The organism is uncultured Ruegeria sp. (assembly GCF_947489545.1).
Lineage (GTDB): Bacteria > Pseudomonadota > Alphaproteobacteria > Rhodobacterales > Rhodobacteraceae > Ruegeria.
The window spans coordinates 204887-220038 of the sequence record NZ_CANLDZ010000003.1; the positions used below are offsets into that span (position 1 = coordinate 204887).

Annotated in this window: 16 protein-coding genes; 4 read left to right on the forward strand and 12 right to left on the reverse strand. The window is 55.6% G+C overall.

Annotation, left to right across the window (positions count from 1 at the left end):
• Window positions 1–40: 40 nt before the first annotated feature.
• Window positions 41–289 (reverse strand): hypothetical protein, encoded by a 249-nt coding sequence (locus Q1B13_RS05945; protein WP_299078338.1) that lies wholly within the window; start codon window positions 287–289, stop codon window positions 41–43.
• Between the two features lie 86 nt (window positions 290–375).
• Window positions 376–1020, reverse strand: a complete 645-nt coding sequence (locus Q1B13_RS05950) for a pyrimidine 5'-nucleotidase (protein ID WP_299078341.1) — start codon at window positions 1018–1020, stop codon at window positions 376–378.
• A 100-nt stretch (window positions 1021–1120) separates the two neighbouring features.
• Between Q1B13_RS05950 and Q1B13_RS05955 the strand changes: the two genes are divergently transcribed.
• Window positions 1121–1768, forward strand: a complete 648-nt coding sequence (locus Q1B13_RS05955; RefSeq protein WP_298932551.1) for a GntR family transcriptional regulator — start codon at window positions 1121–1123, stop codon at window positions 1766–1768.
• Between the two features lie 3 nt (window positions 1769–1771).
• Here Q1B13_RS05955 and Q1B13_RS05960 read toward each other — a convergent pair whose 3' ends face one another.
• Together Q1B13_RS05960 and carA are read right to left on the reverse strand one after the other, a co-directional pair.
• The gene (locus Q1B13_RS05960) at window positions 1772–3652 is read right to left on the reverse strand and encodes a glycosyltransferase (RefSeq protein ID WP_299078344.1); all 1881 of its coding nucleotides are present in this window, start codon (window positions 3650–3652) and stop codon (window positions 1772–1774) included.
• 81 nt (window positions 3653–3733) lie between these two features.
• A complete protein-coding gene (gene carA / locus Q1B13_RS05965; RefSeq protein ID WP_298932547.1) occupies window positions 3734–4900 on the reverse strand; it encodes a glutamine-hydrolyzing carbamoyl-phosphate synthase small subunit in 1167 nt (388 codons plus the stop codon).
• Window positions 4901–5083: 183 nt separating this feature from the next.
• Here carA and Q1B13_RS05970 point away from each other — a divergent pair, with 183 nt between their 5' ends.
• Window positions 5084–5569, forward strand: a complete 486-nt coding sequence (locus tag Q1B13_RS05970) for a GatB/YqeY domain-containing protein (protein WP_299078346.1) — start codon at window positions 5084–5086, stop codon at window positions 5567–5569.
• Between the two features lie 22 nt (window positions 5570–5591).
• On the opposite strand, the gene Q1B13_RS05975 is transcribed toward Q1B13_RS05970, so the two are convergent.
• The 6 genes from Q1B13_RS05975 to Q1B13_RS06000 all read right to left on the reverse strand — a co-directional run bounded on the left by Q1B13_RS05975 (window position 5592) and on the right by Q1B13_RS06000 (window position 12117).
• Complete coding sequence (locus Q1B13_RS05975; protein WP_299078348.1) at window positions 5592–6083, reverse strand: DUF2244 domain-containing protein; 492 nt, start codon at window positions 6081–6083, stop codon at window positions 5592–5594.
• Between the two features lie 45 nt (window positions 6084–6128).
• A complete protein-coding gene (locus tag Q1B13_RS05980; RefSeq protein ID WP_298932541.1) occupies window positions 6129–6728 on the reverse strand; it encodes a 2-hydroxychromene-2-carboxylate isomerase in 600 nt (199 codons plus the stop codon).
• Between the two features lie 94 nt (window positions 6729–6822).
• On the reverse strand, window positions 6823–7851 hold the full coding sequence (locus tag Q1B13_RS05985; RefSeq protein ID WP_299078351.1) for a bestrophin family protein: 1029 nt from the start codon (window positions 7849–7851) through the stop codon (window positions 6823–6825).
• Window positions 7852–8025: 174 nt separating this feature from the next.
• Window positions 8026–9684, reverse strand: coding sequence for a cytochrome c oxidase subunit I (gene ctaD, locus Q1B13_RS05990; RefSeq protein WP_298932538.1), 1659 nt, complete (start codon window positions 9682–9684; stop codon window positions 8026–8028).
• Window positions 9685–9845: 161 nt separating this feature from the next.
• Window positions 9846–11033 (reverse strand): sterol desaturase family protein, encoded by a 1188-nt coding sequence (locus tag Q1B13_RS05995; protein WP_299078354.1) that lies wholly within the window; start codon window positions 11031–11033, stop codon window positions 9846–9848.
• Between the two features lie 118 nt (window positions 11034–11151).
• Window positions 11152–12117, reverse strand: a complete 966-nt coding sequence (locus Q1B13_RS06000; protein WP_299799733.1) for a helix-turn-helix transcriptional regulator — start codon at window positions 12115–12117, stop codon at window positions 11152–11154.
• A gap of 163 nt (window positions 12118–12280) precedes the next feature.
• Between Q1B13_RS06000 and Q1B13_RS06005 the strand changes: the two genes are divergently transcribed.
• Window positions 12281–12697: an HIT family protein gene (locus Q1B13_RS06005; RefSeq protein ID WP_299078358.1), complete on the forward strand. Its 417-nt coding sequence runs from the start codon at window positions 12281–12283 to the stop codon at window positions 12695–12697.
• On the opposite strand, the gene Q1B13_RS06010 is transcribed toward Q1B13_RS06005, so the two are convergent.
• Complete coding sequence (locus Q1B13_RS06010; protein ID WP_299078361.1) at window positions 12698–13126, reverse strand: helix-turn-helix domain-containing protein; 429 nt, start codon at window positions 13124–13126, stop codon at window positions 12698–12700.
• Between the two features lie 79 nt (window positions 13127–13205).
• On the opposite strand from Q1B13_RS06010, the gene Q1B13_RS06015 reads away from it, so the two are divergent.
• Window positions 13206–14141, forward strand: coding sequence for a cation diffusion facilitator family transporter (locus tag Q1B13_RS06015; RefSeq protein ID WP_299078363.1), 936 nt, complete (start codon window positions 13206–13208; stop codon window positions 14139–14141).
• A gap of 318 nt (window positions 14142–14459) precedes the next feature.
• Here Q1B13_RS06015 and lipB read toward each other — a convergent pair whose 3' ends face one another.
• Entirely contained in the window at window positions 14460–15116 is a 657-nt protein-coding gene (gene lipB / locus Q1B13_RS06020; protein ID WP_299078365.1) for a lipoyl(octanoyl) transferase LipB, read from the reverse strand.
• Between the last annotated feature and the right edge of the window lie 36 nt (window positions 15117–15152).

Sequence of the window (15152 nt, forward strand, 5' to 3'; positions counted from 1 at the left end):
GGTTCCGTCACATGCGCCAAGCGACATCCTGTCCCGTTTCTCAGCCCAGTGAAATCAGGATGAGGATCAGAAACATCACTGGCGTCATTGCCACCGCTGGCAAGTACAGTCCAGGCAATCCAAACACCAGCGCGGAACAGCCCCACATGCTAAAAATCGCTGCGGCCGTATATCCCAGATCCTCGGGTTCGCCATCGGCCACGTCACGGGCCATCCAGCCAAACAGGGGGATTGAATACAACATACGCTGCCACATCGGCAGGTGCCGAGGCATCTCGATCGCGCTCATGGGGGTCTCCGTTCTGTTCGTCGCTCAAGGGCATATAGGGATGCCAATGTAGCCGCAGAACGTGCAGATCGTCGCAGTGTGACAGCCTATCGCAGGCGGGCCAAGAACGCTGTCAGGTCATCCGTGTGATGATGAATGTGATCCGCTTCGTGCGGGTCTGGTGCGACGTGAACTGTGCGCATACCCATTTTGTGAGGAGCCGCCAGGTTCCGGGGTTCATCTTCGAACATCGCAGCTGTATCAGCTTTGATTCCATCTTTCGCGAAGATCGTCTCAAAGGCCGCTTCCTCGGGCTTTGGACGGTAGCCGGCATGTTCGACGCCATAGATCGCGTCAAACAAACCCGACAAGCCTCGCGCCTCCAATACCTTTTCTGCATATGGCGCACTGCCGTTGGTGTAGACGATGCACCTGCCGGGCAGTGAGCGGATATGGTCTGCCAGCGCAGTGTCCGGTGTCATATGGCTCATGTCGACCTGATGCACTGCATGCAGGTAAGGGTCGGGGTCCAGATCATGCTCGGCCATCAGCCCAGCAAGCGTGGTGCCGTATTCACGCCAGTAGTGAGATCGCAACCGGTCCGCTTCTGCGCGATCCACGCCGATGGCCTGAACCACATAGTCGGTCATAAGCACCTCGATCTGATCGAACAGGCGCATGTGCGGCGGGTAAAGCGTGTTGTCGAGATCGAACACCCATTGGGTGACGTGAGTAAAGGCAGGTTTGACCATGAGTGGGGTTTAGGGCGCAGCGTCGCGGTTTTCAATGCTGCTCTTGATTGCGGGGCCATGTGACGGATAGACATGTCCGAACGAGGAGACGATGCACCCCATGAGCCAGACACGAACCTCTAACAAGGACGCCTATACCCTGATACTCGAAGCGATCGATGTGGGTGTCTATCGACCCGGTGACCGTCTGGTCGAAAGCGAGTTGGCAGAACGGTTCGGCGTATCCCGAACGCCTATCCGTGAGGCGTTGCAGCGGTTGGAAACTCAGTCGCTGCTAGAAAGGGACGGGCGGTCGCTGATTGTCGCCTCTCTTGATCACAACCAAATGGCCGAGTTGTACATCGTGCGCCGCGAGTTGGAGGGACTTGCTGCGCGTCTTGCGGCCAAGCACGCCACCGAAGAAGAGATCAAGGTGTTGCAGGATATGGTTGCGGCAGATGATGCGTTGGTGGATGATCCGTCGGCTTTGTCGCGCGCCAACCGCAGGTTCCACGAACAAATCCACCTGGCGTCACATAACCGCTATCTGGTTCAACAGCTGAATTTGGTGCATCGCACCATGGCCCTTATGGCAACCACGTCATTGGCGGTTCAGGGCCGCGGAGAAATTGCGCAGAGTGAACATAAGGGCATCGTCGAGGCAATTACCGCCCGCGATGAAGAGGCTGCAGATCGCGCTTTGAAAGAACACATTTCCATCGCGTTCATGACTCGCCTGAAGCAAGACGCCGTCCGGCGCGAAAGCTGATCCTCAGGCCAATGGCAGATCTTCGTCGGCCTGACCATGTTGGGTCTTGTCCCAATAGAAGGGTTTGACTGCCAGCTCCCACAGGGCTTTGTAGGCTGCGATTATGCCCAGAGGGAAATACAGACACATCGTTGGAACAAACGGCAACAAAAACCGGCGCTCTGGGGCAGAAACGGCGAGGGCGCTGACGGCCATATTCAAACCTTCGGCTGCCAGAAACATCCAAACGAGTGATGTCAGCACCTCATGAGAGATGACCTGCACCATTGGGTTGTACAGCCCCAGCGCGGTTAACCAAAACACCCACAGCACCGGAGCCAGAAGGAATTGACCGATAGTTCCCAGGAAAAAAGCCTGAATACCCATGAACTTGCGCAGCCCAAGATCTTTGTACAGTTGCAGCGGATCCCGCATATGCACGAGGTAGGTGACCATAAATCCCTTGAGCCAGCGGGAGCGTTGCTTCACCCATGGCCAGGCGCGAAAGTTTGCCTCTTCAAACGTCGTAGTATCGACCATTTCCGTTCGATAGCCCGCACGGCAGAGCCTTACGCCCAAATCTGCATCTTCGGTGACGTTGTGGGCGTCCCATCCGCCGAGCTCTAACAGCTTGTCACGACGGAAGAAAAATGTGGTTCCGCCCAACGGAACGACAAGTCCCAGGCGGGCAATTCCCGGCAGGACAACCCGGAACCAGCTGTTGTATTCGATTGAAAAGCAACGTGAACGCCAGTTGGTGCGTGGATTGTAATAGTCCAGACCACCCTGCAGGCACACAACGTCGGGGGCGGCTTGAGTGAAGTGATTGACCACTCGTTCGATTTGGTCCGGTTGGGGCGCATCCTCGGCGTCCCAGACGCCCAAAATGTCACCCCTGCAAAAGTCCAACGCATAGTTCATTGCACGGGGCTTTGTTGTCAGCCCGTTGAATTCGGGCACTTCTATCGTGCGGATCCAGCTGGGTAAGTCTGCCTTTGCCAGTGTCTCGCGCGTGACGTCATCCTTTTCCTCAAGAACCAGAACAACGTCCAGCAGAGCTTTGGGGTATGTCAGTCGTTGGAGCCTGCAGACCAGTGCGTCGACAATCTCTCGTTCCTTATACAAAGGCACCATGATCGACACACAGGGATGGCGGAGAGGAACGGTGGCGATTTCTGATCGATCAGGTTTGCGAGCAAGCTGATGAAGAACATATGCTACAGCACCCGAAATTCGCAGGGCGGAAAACAGGATCAGTGTGCTGATCGTCAAAAAGAGCAAAACTGCGAGGCTGACTTGAGGCACTGCGGTCAAAAGAGTCAAAGCAGCGACGATTGCTGCAGCAGGGCGCATGCGCGATCCGGCGGTCCAGGTGCGGCAGCTTTGCGCTTCGTCTACCCGCGTTTCCGCGGCCTGAACGAGTGGTTTTGAAAACTGGCGTCCGATTGTATGATCAATCTGATCTGGGGCAGCCAGAACAGGGATGACGGCGTAACCGCAATCCTGCATTTCCTTTGAAACTGTAACGAAGCGGTCAGGCCGCGCTGTTGCGACCAAGAGCAGGGGACCGATGCGCATCCATGGGATTACGTTGTGCGCCAACCAGAAATTGACCGGCTTCAGGTGGCATAGTTCCGGCATCGGCGGAATTTCATCAAGATTTGCAATTTGCCAACCGGATTGTAACGCCAAGGCGTTCAACACGTCGTGTCGGGTGATCCAGCCCTCGCCCACCAGGATTTCACCCAATGGTGCTTTTTGCTGGTCTTGCAGACGAAGGGCGAGATCCAGCTGCGACAGGGTGATTGCACCTTGTTCCACCAAGCAAGACCCAAGCGGTTTGCGCAGGCCTTCTGCAGGGCCTGGTTCGGCAGCGGTGAAATTATGGAGATTTAGCTCGACCATCAAACAACCCTGACGCAGTTACCTGCGGCCAAGGTTGTGAAATCTAGGTTAACACCCAGTTAACACTGGACGAATTGGAAGCTAAGCCTTTTCTTTGCTGTCCGTCATTGCAGCTGCAAAGCGTTCGAACAGGTAAAAGCTATCTTGTGGTCCGGGTGAAGCCTCCGGATGATATTGCACCGAGTAAACCGGACGATCAGTCATGCGGATTCCGCAATTCGACCCGTCAAACAACGAGCGATGGGTTTCAACGACCCCAGAAGGTAGGGTCTGAGCGTCAACAGCAAAGCCATGGTTCATCGATGTGATCTCGACCTTGCCTGTGTCCAGATCTTTGACCGGGTGATTTGCGCCATGGTGACCGTGATTCATTTTGACGGTCTGACCGCCAAGCGCCAGTGCCAGCATTTGATGGCCAAGGCAGATTCCGAACACGGGCAGGTCAGTCGTATCCAGGATTTCTTTGATCATCGGTACAGCGTATTCACCGGTTGCGGCGGGGTCACCGGGACCGTTGGACAGAAACACGCCATCTGGCTCGTGCGCCAGAACCTCTGCAGCCGTTGCTGTCGCGGGCAAGACCGTGACATCGCAACCGGCAGAGGCCAAGCAGCGCAGGATGTTCCGTTTTGCACCGTAGTCGACCGCAACGACCTTGTGGACCGGGTTTTCCTGCTGCGGATACCCATCAGGCCATGCCCAACGCATTTCGTCCCAGCGATAGCTTTGCGCGCACGTGACGTCTTTGGCGAGATCCATGCCTTCCAGCCCGGCAAATCCGCGCGCAGCGGCGATCAGAGCTTCAATGTCGAAGTTGCCGTTGGGGTCATGTGACAGTGCGACATGCGGCGCGCCTTGCTGACGGATCGCACGGGTCAGGCGCCTTGTATCGATGCCACCGATGGCGATACGGCCACGACGGGCCAGCCACCCTTTTAACTCCTCTGCCGAACGCCAGTTCGACGGCTCGGTTGGGTCCCATTTGACCACCATGCCAGCTGCAACCGGATCGCCGGTTTCATCATCTTCCGGGTTCACGCCGACATTGCCGATATGTGGGAAGGTGAATGTCACGATTTGTCCCGCGTATGAGGGGTCTGTCATGATCTCCTGATACCCGGTCATCGCTGTATTAAAGCACAGCTCGGCCACAGTTTGGCCGGTTGACCCAAAGCCGATACCGTAAAACAGAGTTCCGTCGGCCAATGCCAGACATGCGGTGGGCTTGGACTGGACGTTCTGGGCCATGGCACGACTCTCCTGCAGGGTAAATCGGCGCATACCTAAGGGGGTTAGGCCGCTGGGTCAAGTCTGTTCAATTTTTCGGCTATTGTTTAAATTCAATAACTTAACTGTACCTGAAGGCTGTTGTATCGCTCTTTTTATTTCGATATGTTCGTGGTTCCGTTGCCATGGGGATGGACAAACCAGATGGATATGCGATCGAGGGTGAATACCGCCCTTAAGCAAGCAATGAAAGATAAAGCAGCTGAGCGTTTGTCGACGCTGAGGCTGATCAACGCGGCAATTAAAGACCGGGATATCGCCACGCGCGGATCCGGTAGTGAAGAGGCCAAAGGATGCGGCGACTCTGAGGTTCTTGAAATCCTTGGAAAAATGACCAAGCAACGCAAGGAAAGCGCGCGGGCCTACGAAGAAGGTGGGCGTTTGGACCTGGCCGAGCGTGAGTTGCGCGAAGTTGGCATTATCGAAGAATTTCTGCCCAAGCAGCTTGATGAAGATGAGGTCAGCGACGCCATTCAAACCGCCATTACTGCAACCGGTGCGGGTTCGATCCGCGACATGGGCAAGGTGATGGGCGAGCTAAAGACCCGCTACACTGGGCAAATGGATTTCGGCAAGGTCGGACCGATGGTCAAGGATCATCTTTGCGCTGCGTCGAACGGTGGCTGCTGAGCAAATTGCACACATAAATGGGCTACTGCGCGGCTGGATTGCGCAGTTTCTCGACGAGGTCGTCATAGAGTGTGATGCGTTCATCTTCGGACAGGAATGCACCAATCTCGACCTCGCGACCATCTCCGATCAATGTGACGTAATGCGGGACCGGCCCGCCTTTTACATGCATTTCTGGGCGTGCCCAGTAGCGATTGCACGACCATTCCTGATCACCTTGGCCCGGCGTGTGATGAACCAGCTTCGCCTGAGATCCGTTTAAGGTTAGCACCTCGAACGCACTGCGGGCACGATAGTTTGTCTGTATGGCCAGCCACAGTCCTAAAACGGTGAGCAGCAGAAACGGTAGTAATCCCCACAAAATCACCGAACCCAACATTGCCAGCAGCGGAATAAGACCAAACAGGAATACCGACAAAATAACGATCATGGCCCCGCGCGGTGGCAGAGAGTTATGCGGCCAGAGGCGCAGTTCTTGTTCGGTTTCCGATGTTTGATTCCATCGATAAGGCATAGTAAAAAAAATAACGCACTATGGTCGGGTGTCGACGGTTAATGATCAGATGACGTGACCAACGCGCACCCAGGACAGTGCATCATCCAACCGGTCATCGCCCCAGAACACCTCTCCGCGTACAACAAGGCTGGGTGCGCCAAACACCCCAAGCCGGGTGGCCTGATCTGTCTCGGCCTCAAGGGCGGAGACCGTATCAGGGCTGCGCGCGCGGGCAAGGGCAAGACGCGGATCCTGCTGACAGCGCAGTAGCGCCTCGGACAGGGCCGATTCACTGCCCGCCTCAATACCTTCCTCGAACCAGATGCGATACAGATTCTGAGTGAACAGCTTTCCCCACCCGTCTTTCATCCCCAACAAGGCCACTTGATTGGCCAGTGCTAAATCCGAGATTGGGTAGGGCGCTGGCAGATTGGCATGGATGCGGTACTTGGCTGCGCGCCGTTCGATGTCGCGCCACATATAGGCCGACTTAACCGGCTTTCCCGCAAAGGGAATGTTCTGTTGTTCCGACATGACGGTGCGCACGTTGAAGGGCCGCCAAACAACCGTCGCATCGTTTTCGGCGCACCAATCATCCAAGCGCATGACCGTCAGAAAGCTGTAGGTGCTGCCAATTGAAAACCAAAAGTCAATTTCGGGCATTGTACCGCTCCTATTGCAGGGGCTCTGCGATCAGGATACATCAAACGGCCACATTTTTCGATCTTTGCGCGTCGTGGCGGGAAGACGATACGCCTCAGATAAGGGTTTTGTCAATTGGAGCCAAAGGGTTAGGTGCCGTTCCAACGCCGGTCATCTGACGTAAGTCGATCTCGATCATGCGGCTGATCGCCGAGATCGGGACATCGGTGGCATCACCTTCAAACGGGTCTTCCATCGACGCGCTGACCCGTTCCGTCACGAAGAATATCCAGCACACCAGCGCGCCGATCGGGGCGAAGATCATCCAGTCCAGAAACACCGATTGCAGCATCGGTATATCCAACCCAATAGTGATCGAACGTTCGTCGTTGAACGCCAGTGGCAGCAAGAAGATGAAGATATAGCTGAAGACTCGCCCGACCTCGGCAACCTGTCTGGGGAACGGGGTATTCTTGATACGCTCACTCTGACCCTGCGCATCTGTGAGCCGCGTTAGCCTGTTCATCAGCGCCACATGCCAATACGGATCGATACTGTGCGTTTGCGCCAGCGCCGAAAGCCGCTCACCCTGTAGAAACAGCAGGTATGCGGCGCGGTTGGACTTTCCTTTTAGCCTGGGCAAATCTTGCGCAAGCTGGCTTTTGCGCCAGCTTTCAGGATCCTGGTGCAGCGCAATCTTGTCCGAGGCTGGTTTGTGTCCAAACATCCATGGTCTGCGCGTCCGCCCGTTCGAAGAAGGCTGACGCAACTGATATGCCAGCATGTTCAACCATGCTATGTGACGCTCAAGCAACTCACGACGTATTTCCGGATCAATCGGGGTGCCGTCAAGCTGGACAAGGTTGGTAATCACATTGCCCCAATCCCGGCTGGTATTGACCAGATCGCCCCAAATCTTGCGCGCTTCGACCCAGCGGGCATAGGCTGAGGTATTCTTGAAGCCCAGAAAGAACGCCACCGCTAGCCCCAATATCGTGACCGGAGGGCTGGAATTGGAGATCAAGTCTATCGGGGTGATCGCATCCACCAGCTCAAGCAGGAAGATCCAGGTCAGAACGATACAGATAAAGCCAAAGGACCCTTTGACCATTTGCCGGAGCGAGATGCCGTCGTGGAGAATCATGTGATGTGGATCTTTGCTTAGTGCTGGTCGGGGGAAAGGGCGTTTTGGGGATACTAGCGATTTGTTCTCTGACGAGTCCACGCGTGACGGTGAGCAAATTCGATACTGGGGAATTAAAAACACAAAGCCCTGCGAAACGCGGGGCTTTGTAGAATTCAGCTCAGAATGCAGGGATCAGTGCGCGTGGCCTTTGTCCCAGTCTTCCTGCTTGGGCAGCTGCTCGAACGTGTGTTCGGGCGGTGGGGTGGGCAGGGTCCATTCCAGCGTATCTGCGTATTCGTTCCACGGGTTTGGTCGTGTTTCTTTAGCGCCCCGGAACAGGGCGTAGAACACAATGCCGAAGAACAGCAGGAACGAGGCGAAGGACACGAATGCACCAATCGACGAGACAAAGTTCCACTGAGCGAAGGCCTCAGGGTAGTCGATATAACGGCGCGGCATGCCCTGACGGCCCAGGAAGTGCTGCGGGAAGAAGGTCAGGTTCGCGCCGATGAAGAACAGCCAGAAGTGAACCTTGCCCCAGAACTCCGAGTACTGACGACCCGTCATCTTCGAGAAGTAGAAGTAGACGCCAGCGAAGATCGCGAAGACGGCACCCAAGCTCATCACATAGTGGAAGTGCGCAACGACGTAGTAGGTGTCGTGATAGGCACGGTCGATACCGGCCTGCGACAGAACCACTCCAGTCACACCACCAACGGTGAACAGGAAGAGGAAGCCGAAGGCGAACAGCATCGGCGTCTTGAACTCGATCGAGCCACCCCACATGGTCGCAATCCATGAGAAGACCTTAACCCCTGTCGGTACGGCAATGACCATCGTGGCGAGCATAAAGTAAGCCTGCTGACGCAGCGACAAGCCAACGGTGTACATGTGGTGCGCCCACACGACGAAGCCCAGAACGCCGATCGCGATAATCGCCCAGACCATCGGCAGGTACCCGAAGATCGGCTTGCGCGAGAAGGTCGCAATTACGTGGCTGATAATGCCGAAACCGGGCAGGATCACGATGTACACTTCCGGGTGGCCAAAGAACCAAAGGATGTGCTGATACAGAATCGGATCGCCGCCACCAGCAGGATCAAAGAAGGTAAAGCCAAAATTGCGGTCCATCAGCAACATGGTGATCGCGCCCGCCAGAACCGGAAGGGACAGCAGAATCAGCCAAGAGGTGACGAAGATCGACCAGCTGAACAATGGCACCTTGAACAGGGTCATGCCCGGGGCACGCATGTTCAGGAAGGTGGTGATCATGTTGATCGCGCCGAGGATCGAGGAGGCGCCCGATACGTGCACGGCGAAAATCGCAAGGTCCATGGACATGCCGCCTTCGGTCGTAGACAGCGGCGGGTAAAGAACCCAGCCAACGCCTGATCCGGCCTGATCATTGCCACCGGGCGCAAGAAGCGATGCGATACCCAGCGATGTACCGGCAACGTACAGCCAGAAGGACAGGTTGTTCATCCGCGGAAACGCCATATCTGGCGCACCGATCTGTAACGGCATGAAATAGTTGCCAAATCCACCGAACAGGGCAGGGATTACTACGAAGAACATCATCAGAACACCGTGATAGGTGATCATGACGTTCCACAGGTGTCCGTTGGGGGTACACGGGTCGGCCATGAAGCCTTCCAAACACATGTACTGCACGCCCGGATGCATCAGTTCGAGCCGCATATAGATGGTCATCGCCACCGAGATAAACCCGGCAAGCGCCGAGAAGATCAGGTACAGAATCCCGATATCTTTGTGGTTGGTCGACATGAACCAGCGCGTAAAAAAGCTGCGATTGTCTTCATGCTCGTGACCATGAATGGCTGCGTCTGCCATTAGGTGCCTCCTGTTGCAACTGCACCGCGCAGACAGACCTCTCTGACACGCGGGTTTCCTGCTGGTTTTAGATTGCGAAGAGGGCACCTTCAATGGTCGAGTTTGATATAGATCAAGATAAATAGCCGCACCCTCTTGAAAAGGGTGCGCTATATGCCGCCTTACTCCAGGTCAGAAAGGGTGTTCCTCAGGTGATCCAGCGGTACCCAATTCTGTGTCGCGCAGATCGGCCCGGCGCATCCCTTAAGGCGTAACCGTCCATCTGGAAGCTTGGTTGCGGAGCCGCGAAAAGACAGCCCGGTTTCAGGGTGCAATAACCGTCCTTGCCCCCAACCATTTGCGCCTGGGCGTAGGCCTGTGATCATGAACTCTCCTGGTCTCATGTGCCGCCAACTTGCGGTTTCCCACCCCCAAAGGACGCGACCGCATGTTGAGGGGGGATCGCCAGGGCAGGGTTCAAACCGAACGACAGCGCCAAGATAGGGGGCAGAGTAGAGGCCCGACAGTTCCGCACGTGCTTCCTTGCCGGCCAGAAACAGCAGGCCCGAAACCGTGACTATCCTTAACCAACCGGCGGATTGAAAGCCGACCCGACGCGCGACGCGTGCGAATTCCTTGCGATAATCAGGATGTTCGGTTCCCATGAGCCTGTCCCACCAAGTGAAGTACAGACCCATGTTATAGCGCCCGTGGCTGTGGTGGAGGTCGTGATGCGTGACACTCGTCATCCAATCGAACAAGGGTTTTCCGTTTCGGTCAGCGGGAAAAACCTCGTACCCGCAATGGCCAAGCGCATTGCGCAACATCATGTGAAACAAGAAGACAAGCAGGACGATTGTATGCATGGGCACCAAAAGGACAAAAATAGGTAGGAACAATGCGTTAAGGACAGCTTCTGTTATGTCGAACGAATAAGATGTGAACGGCGTTGGATTGTGCGACTGATGATGCGTGCGGTGGGCCAGTCTGAAAAGGCGCCTTGTATGCAGCAGACGATGGGTCCAGTAAAACCACGCATCATGGGCCACTATGATCAACACAAGCGAAGCGATCAGGTAGGTCCAGCCAAAGTCTGAGACCTTGTCATAGATTGGGACAAGACCGCTGGAATGGCCGAGGCCGATCAGGATGCCGGTTGCGGCAAAAATCAAAACTGTCCGCGCGCTGGTCAGCACCTCTCGCTTGATTTGGGACCATCCCGGCGTTCGGTCACGTATCTTGCGATCTTGCAGGCGGCGGGCCAGCATCGTGTTTACGACCAAAAAGGTGCCGCCGGCCCCCAGCGCGTAACGCAATGTATCATGGGTCAGTGTACCGATGATTGCATCGATCAGGGAAAACTCACTCATCTCCAAGCTCCGTCATGTGTTGAGATGCGGTCAAGATGCTTGGATGCGGTGGGCAGGTCTCGTCGATGCTGAAATCAACGCGAAATTTGCGGAATGAACCGGTATTTTTCGGAATCGATCAGTCCCGATTGCGATAGTCGCGCGGGTTTGTTCCGGTCTGGGAACGGAAGGCTTTGTTGAATGGTCCAAGGGACGCAAAACCAACCTCATGCGCGATCTCAAGTATCGTCGTTCGTTCGTGTTGCGGGTCATCCAAAAGGGTTTTGGCTGCTTTGATGCGGGCGGTATTGATGAACGTCGAAAAGTTGCGGTGCCCCATTTGGCTGTTGATTGTGGCACGCAGTTGATGTTCGGGCACGCCAAGCTCTTCTGAAAAGGCGCCGATGGTCAGGCCTTCGCGCTGCCAGATGCCGCGACGCATGGATTGTTCAATTCGTTCGACAAGATCCGGTCTTGGTTTAAGCCGGATGCGATCCGTGGGCGGAACCCAGGCAGGTTCGAGCGCCCAGATACTAAACAAAAGTACAAGCACCAGAATGGCGCTGGCCTGCAGGGGATACACCCAGATGGGTAAATTCGCATCCAGCCCGCTCACCTCGACAATGGAAACGATCAGACCCAACGCGCCCATTGCGGCCAGAAACCCGCGCCTGAACCTGCGACGCTGGGTAACCAGATCATCGCTGTCTGTTGCCAATGCCAAGACGATCAGCCCCAGGTACAGCGCGATTGCCAACCCGCCCCGGATCGGCGCGAAGACCGGCAATACTGGTACAAGCATAGCTGTCACAACCGTAAGGGCGGCCAATATCAAAACAGGCCTGCGTTGTGATGGCTCATCGGTAAGTTGGATGGTCGCCATCCAAGCCAGAGCCATCGGCGTCAGTGTGGCCCCGATAACGAGTGCCCCCCGCAAAAGACCCGGCAGCTCTGCCGGTGCCGAAACCAGCAAGTAGCAACCTGTGCACAAACCCAGCGCGACAACAGACAGGGCCCCATGTGGTCGCTGGTGCAGCATTAAGACGGCGATGTTGATTGCGATCACGCCAATTGCCATTCCGCGCAGGATCAGGTCTGCCATCATGTTCCATCCGGTTTCTATCCCGCTTCAGCTTGCCATCCAGAACCTTGCAAGTCTTGTCGATTCTGAATTTGGGTGTTGAGAAATCGAGGGATTTGTCTTGATCCCTTGACCTTTGCTAGATGGGCCGCAAAAACGGGCGCGTGGACAACACGGAAGGTGCGACATGAGTTACGACCCAGAAAACATCTTTGCCAAAATCCTGCGCGAAGAAATCCCGTCGATGCGGGTGTATGAGGATGAGGATACTCTGGCATTCATGGATATCATGCCACGTACAGACGGGCATTTGTTGGTGATCCCCAAGACCGCGTGTCGCAACGTGCTGGATGCCACGCCGGAACAACTCTCAACCGTCATTGCAATTGTCCAAAAGATGGCGCATGCCGTGAAGCAGGCCTTTGACGCGGATGGTGTCACAATTCAGCAGTTCAACGAAGCGGCCGGAGGGCAGGAGGTGTTTCACCTGCATTTCCACGTGCTTCCTCGCCACGAAGGCATTGCCATGCGCCCGCCGGGGAAGATGGGCGACTTCGATGTGATCGGCGCACATGCCGACAAGATCAAAGCCGTGCTGCCTTGATCAATCTGGGTCCGCGCCTGGGTTTGCACAGCGCGGACCACAATCCGTAAACGCTTGCAGCACCGCGCAAACGTGATCGTGATGCCCATCGCATGCTTTGGTAATGTGGGCCAATTCCAACTCCAGACCACGCAGCCGCGCGATCCGGTCCCGTACATCCGCCAACTGTCGCTTGGCGATTTCATGGGCCCGGTTCAGATCGGGCCCCTTGGCCCCTTCCAGTGACAGCAAGGCCTGCACATCGGCCAGAGGTAGTCCAAGATCTCGGCCATGACGAATGAAATGTAATCGCTTTAAGGCTGCAGCATCGTATCGGCGTTGATTGCCGGTCGTGCGACCCGGTTCCGGCAGTAGACCCTTGCTTTCATAAAAGCGGATGGTGGGTACCTTCACACCGGTTAGTCGCGATAAGTCCCCGATTGAATGCATTTTTCCCAACCCCCTTGAACCTCTAGTGACTAGAGGTATTACATGCGGTGTGTAGCCGAAACAAGGGACACAAAACGATATGGCACATCAACATTCCCACCATGGGCATTCACATGGTCACGTGGACCCAAACGCGGGCGATGCGCGTGTGGCCTGGGCGATCGGGGTCAATATGCTGTTGACGGTTGCGCAAGTTGTCGGCGGCATTTTTTCGGGATCTCTCTCGCTTATTGCGGACGCCTTGCATAATTTTTCAGACGCCGTGGCGCTGATCATTGCGTTTTTCGCGCGCAAGATTGCCCGGCGACCGGCTGATGCCCGGATGAGCTTTGGCTATGGCCGGGCAGAGGTGGTCGCCGCGCTTGTGAACTACACCACCTTGGTCGTTTTGTCGGTTTACCTGTTCTATGAAGGCGTCATGCGGTTTTTTGAACCTGAAACCATCAATGGTTGGATGGTGGTTTGGGTCGCGACACTGGCCCTTGTTGTCGACCTGATTACCGCGGCGCTGACGTATTCCATGGCTAAGGAAAGCATGAATATCCGCGCGGCCTTTCTGCACAACCTCGCCGACGCACTGGGCTCGATTGCCGTTATTATCGCGGGGGCGGCGGTTATTCTGTTCAACTGGACCTGGGTGGACCCGGCAGTCACGATCATGATCTCGATCTACATCTTGTGGCACGTCAAATCCGAGATTGGAGAAACCATCCGTGTGTTAATGCTGGGCGCGCCCCCTGATTTGGACCCAGAAGAGGTCGCCGCGGCCATTGAAGCCACACAAGGTGTTCGCGAAGTGCACCATGTTCACCTGTGGAGCATGCAAGAGCGGCAACCCGCCTTGACCGCTCATCTGGTCATTGACGCAGGCGCTATGTCGAGAGCTGATGGCATACGCGCCGATGTACGGCAGAGCTTGATGGACCGTTTTGCCATAGGGCACGCAACGTTGGAAATCGAGCAATCTGAAAGCGCGTGCGTCGGTTTTTCTCGGTTTGGGCATCAGGAAGAATAAGGGGCTTTAAGCGAATTGCCGTTCCGATTTGGGGTCGGAACGGCAGACTCGTAACCAAACACTTATCGGATTTCGCAGGGCGCAAACCCCGGATCACCGGTTTAACATACCACTCACTCTAGACTGGTCGTTCCATGCTACTCGTTAACAAGGCATATGTATGTCAGTTAAATGGATTTTGGCTAAAGATTGCCCCAAATCGGGTCAACATTTAGTAAACAGAGTTGCCCTTAGGAAACAGACGAGGCCGCTTTTAACGATTGTTGTTCTCATCACGTCAAAAAGCGAATCGAAGCCCGTTGCCATACTCTGGCACTTTCACGCGTTGACCGGTTCAAAGACGTTATCAAATGTCTTCTGCAGCGCAGCGTCGAGATCTGCCAGCGTGACCGGCAACCCGAGATCGACCAGTGAGGTCACGCCATGATCTGTGATGCCACAGGGGACGATGCCGGAAAAATGGTCAAGCTCTGGTTCTACATTGATCGAGATACCGTGAAAGCTGACCCACTTACGTAAACGCAGGCCAATCGCGGCAATCTTGTCCTCTGCAGGCTCGCCTGTAGCTGACAGCGGCTTGTCGTCCCGACGGACCCAGACACCCACACGACCGTTTCTTACTTCGCCGTGTACATTGAATTCTGCCAAGGACGAAATCACCCAGGTCTCAAGCTGTTTCACAAACTTGCGCACATCGCGGCCTCGTTTGTTCAGATCAAGCATCACATAGGCGACACGCTGTCCGGGGCCGTGATAGGTGTACTCACCGCCGCGCTTGCTTTGATAGACTGGAAAGCGTTCCGGATCCGTCAAATCGTCGATCTTGGCAGAAGTTCCGGCGGTGTAGAGCGGGGGATGCTCAAGCAACCAGACGCATTCATCGGCATCGCCCGCTGCAATCGCTGCGACACGCGCCTCCATAAAGGCGACCGCATCGTCATAGCTGATCAGGCTATCCGTGATTTTCCATTCCATGCGGGCCTCATATCGTGCGAGCGGGGCAGGGGAAAG

What these genes read in the sequence shown, in the direction of transcription:
- Q1B13_RS05945 (WP_299078338.1), bottom strand. Translation starts at nt 289, where the DNA reads ATGAGCGCGATCGAGATGCCTCGGCACCTGCCGATGTGGCAGCGTATG.
- Q1B13_RS05950 (WP_299078341.1), bottom strand. Translation starts at nt 1,020, where the DNA reads ATGGTCAAACCTGCCTTTACTCACGTCACCCAATGGGTGTTCGATCTC.
- Q1B13_RS05955 (WP_298932551.1), top strand. Translation starts at nt 1,121, where the DNA reads ATGAGCCAGACACGAACCTCTAACAAGGACGCCTATACCCTGATACTC.
- Q1B13_RS05960 (WP_299078344.1), bottom strand. Translation starts at nt 3,652, where the DNA reads ATGGTCGAGCTAAATCTCCATAATTTCACCGCTGCCGAACCAGGCCCT.
- carA (WP_298932547.1), bottom strand. Translation starts at nt 4,900, where the DNA reads ATGGCCCAGAACGTCCAGTCCAAGCCCACCGCATGTCTGGCATTGGCC.
- Q1B13_RS05970 (WP_299078346.1), top strand. Translation starts at nt 5,084, where the DNA reads ATGGATATGCGATCGAGGGTGAATACCGCCCTTAAGCAAGCAATGAAA.
- Q1B13_RS05975 (WP_299078348.1), bottom strand. Translation starts at nt 6,083, where the DNA reads ATGCCTTATCGATGGAATCAAACATCGGAAACCGAACAAGAACTGCGC.
- Q1B13_RS05980 (WP_298932541.1), bottom strand. Translation starts at nt 6,728, where the DNA reads ATGCCCGAAATTGACTTTTGGTTTTCAATTGGCAGCACCTACAGCTTT.
- Q1B13_RS05985 (WP_299078351.1), bottom strand. Translation starts at nt 7,851, where the DNA reads ATGATTCTCCACGACGGCATCTCGCTCCGGCAAATGGTCAAAGGGTCC.
- ctaD (WP_298932538.1), bottom strand. Translation starts at nt 9,684, where the DNA reads ATGGCAGACGCAGCCATTCATGGTCACGAGCATGAAGACAATCGCAGC.
- Q1B13_RS05995 (WP_299078354.1), bottom strand. Translation starts at nt 11,033, where the DNA reads ATGAGTGAGTTTTCCCTGATCGATGCAATCATCGGTACACTGACCCAT.
- Q1B13_RS06000 (WP_299799733.1), bottom strand. Translation starts at nt 12,117, where the DNA reads ATGATGGCAGACCTGATCCTGCGCGGAATGGCAATTGGCGTGATCGCA.
- Q1B13_RS06005 (WP_299078358.1), top strand. Translation starts at nt 12,281, where the DNA reads ATGAGTTACGACCCAGAAAACATCTTTGCCAAAATCCTGCGCGAAGAA.
- Q1B13_RS06010 (WP_299078361.1), bottom strand. Translation starts at nt 13,126, where the DNA reads ATGCATTCAATCGGGGACTTATCGCGACTAACCGGTGTGAAGGTACCC.
- Q1B13_RS06015 (WP_299078363.1), top strand. Translation starts at nt 13,206, where the DNA reads ATGGCACATCAACATTCCCACCATGGGCATTCACATGGTCACGTGGAC.
- lipB (WP_299078365.1), bottom strand. Translation starts at nt 15,116, where the DNA reads ATGGAATGGAAAATCACGGATAGCCTGATCAGCTATGACGATGCGGTC.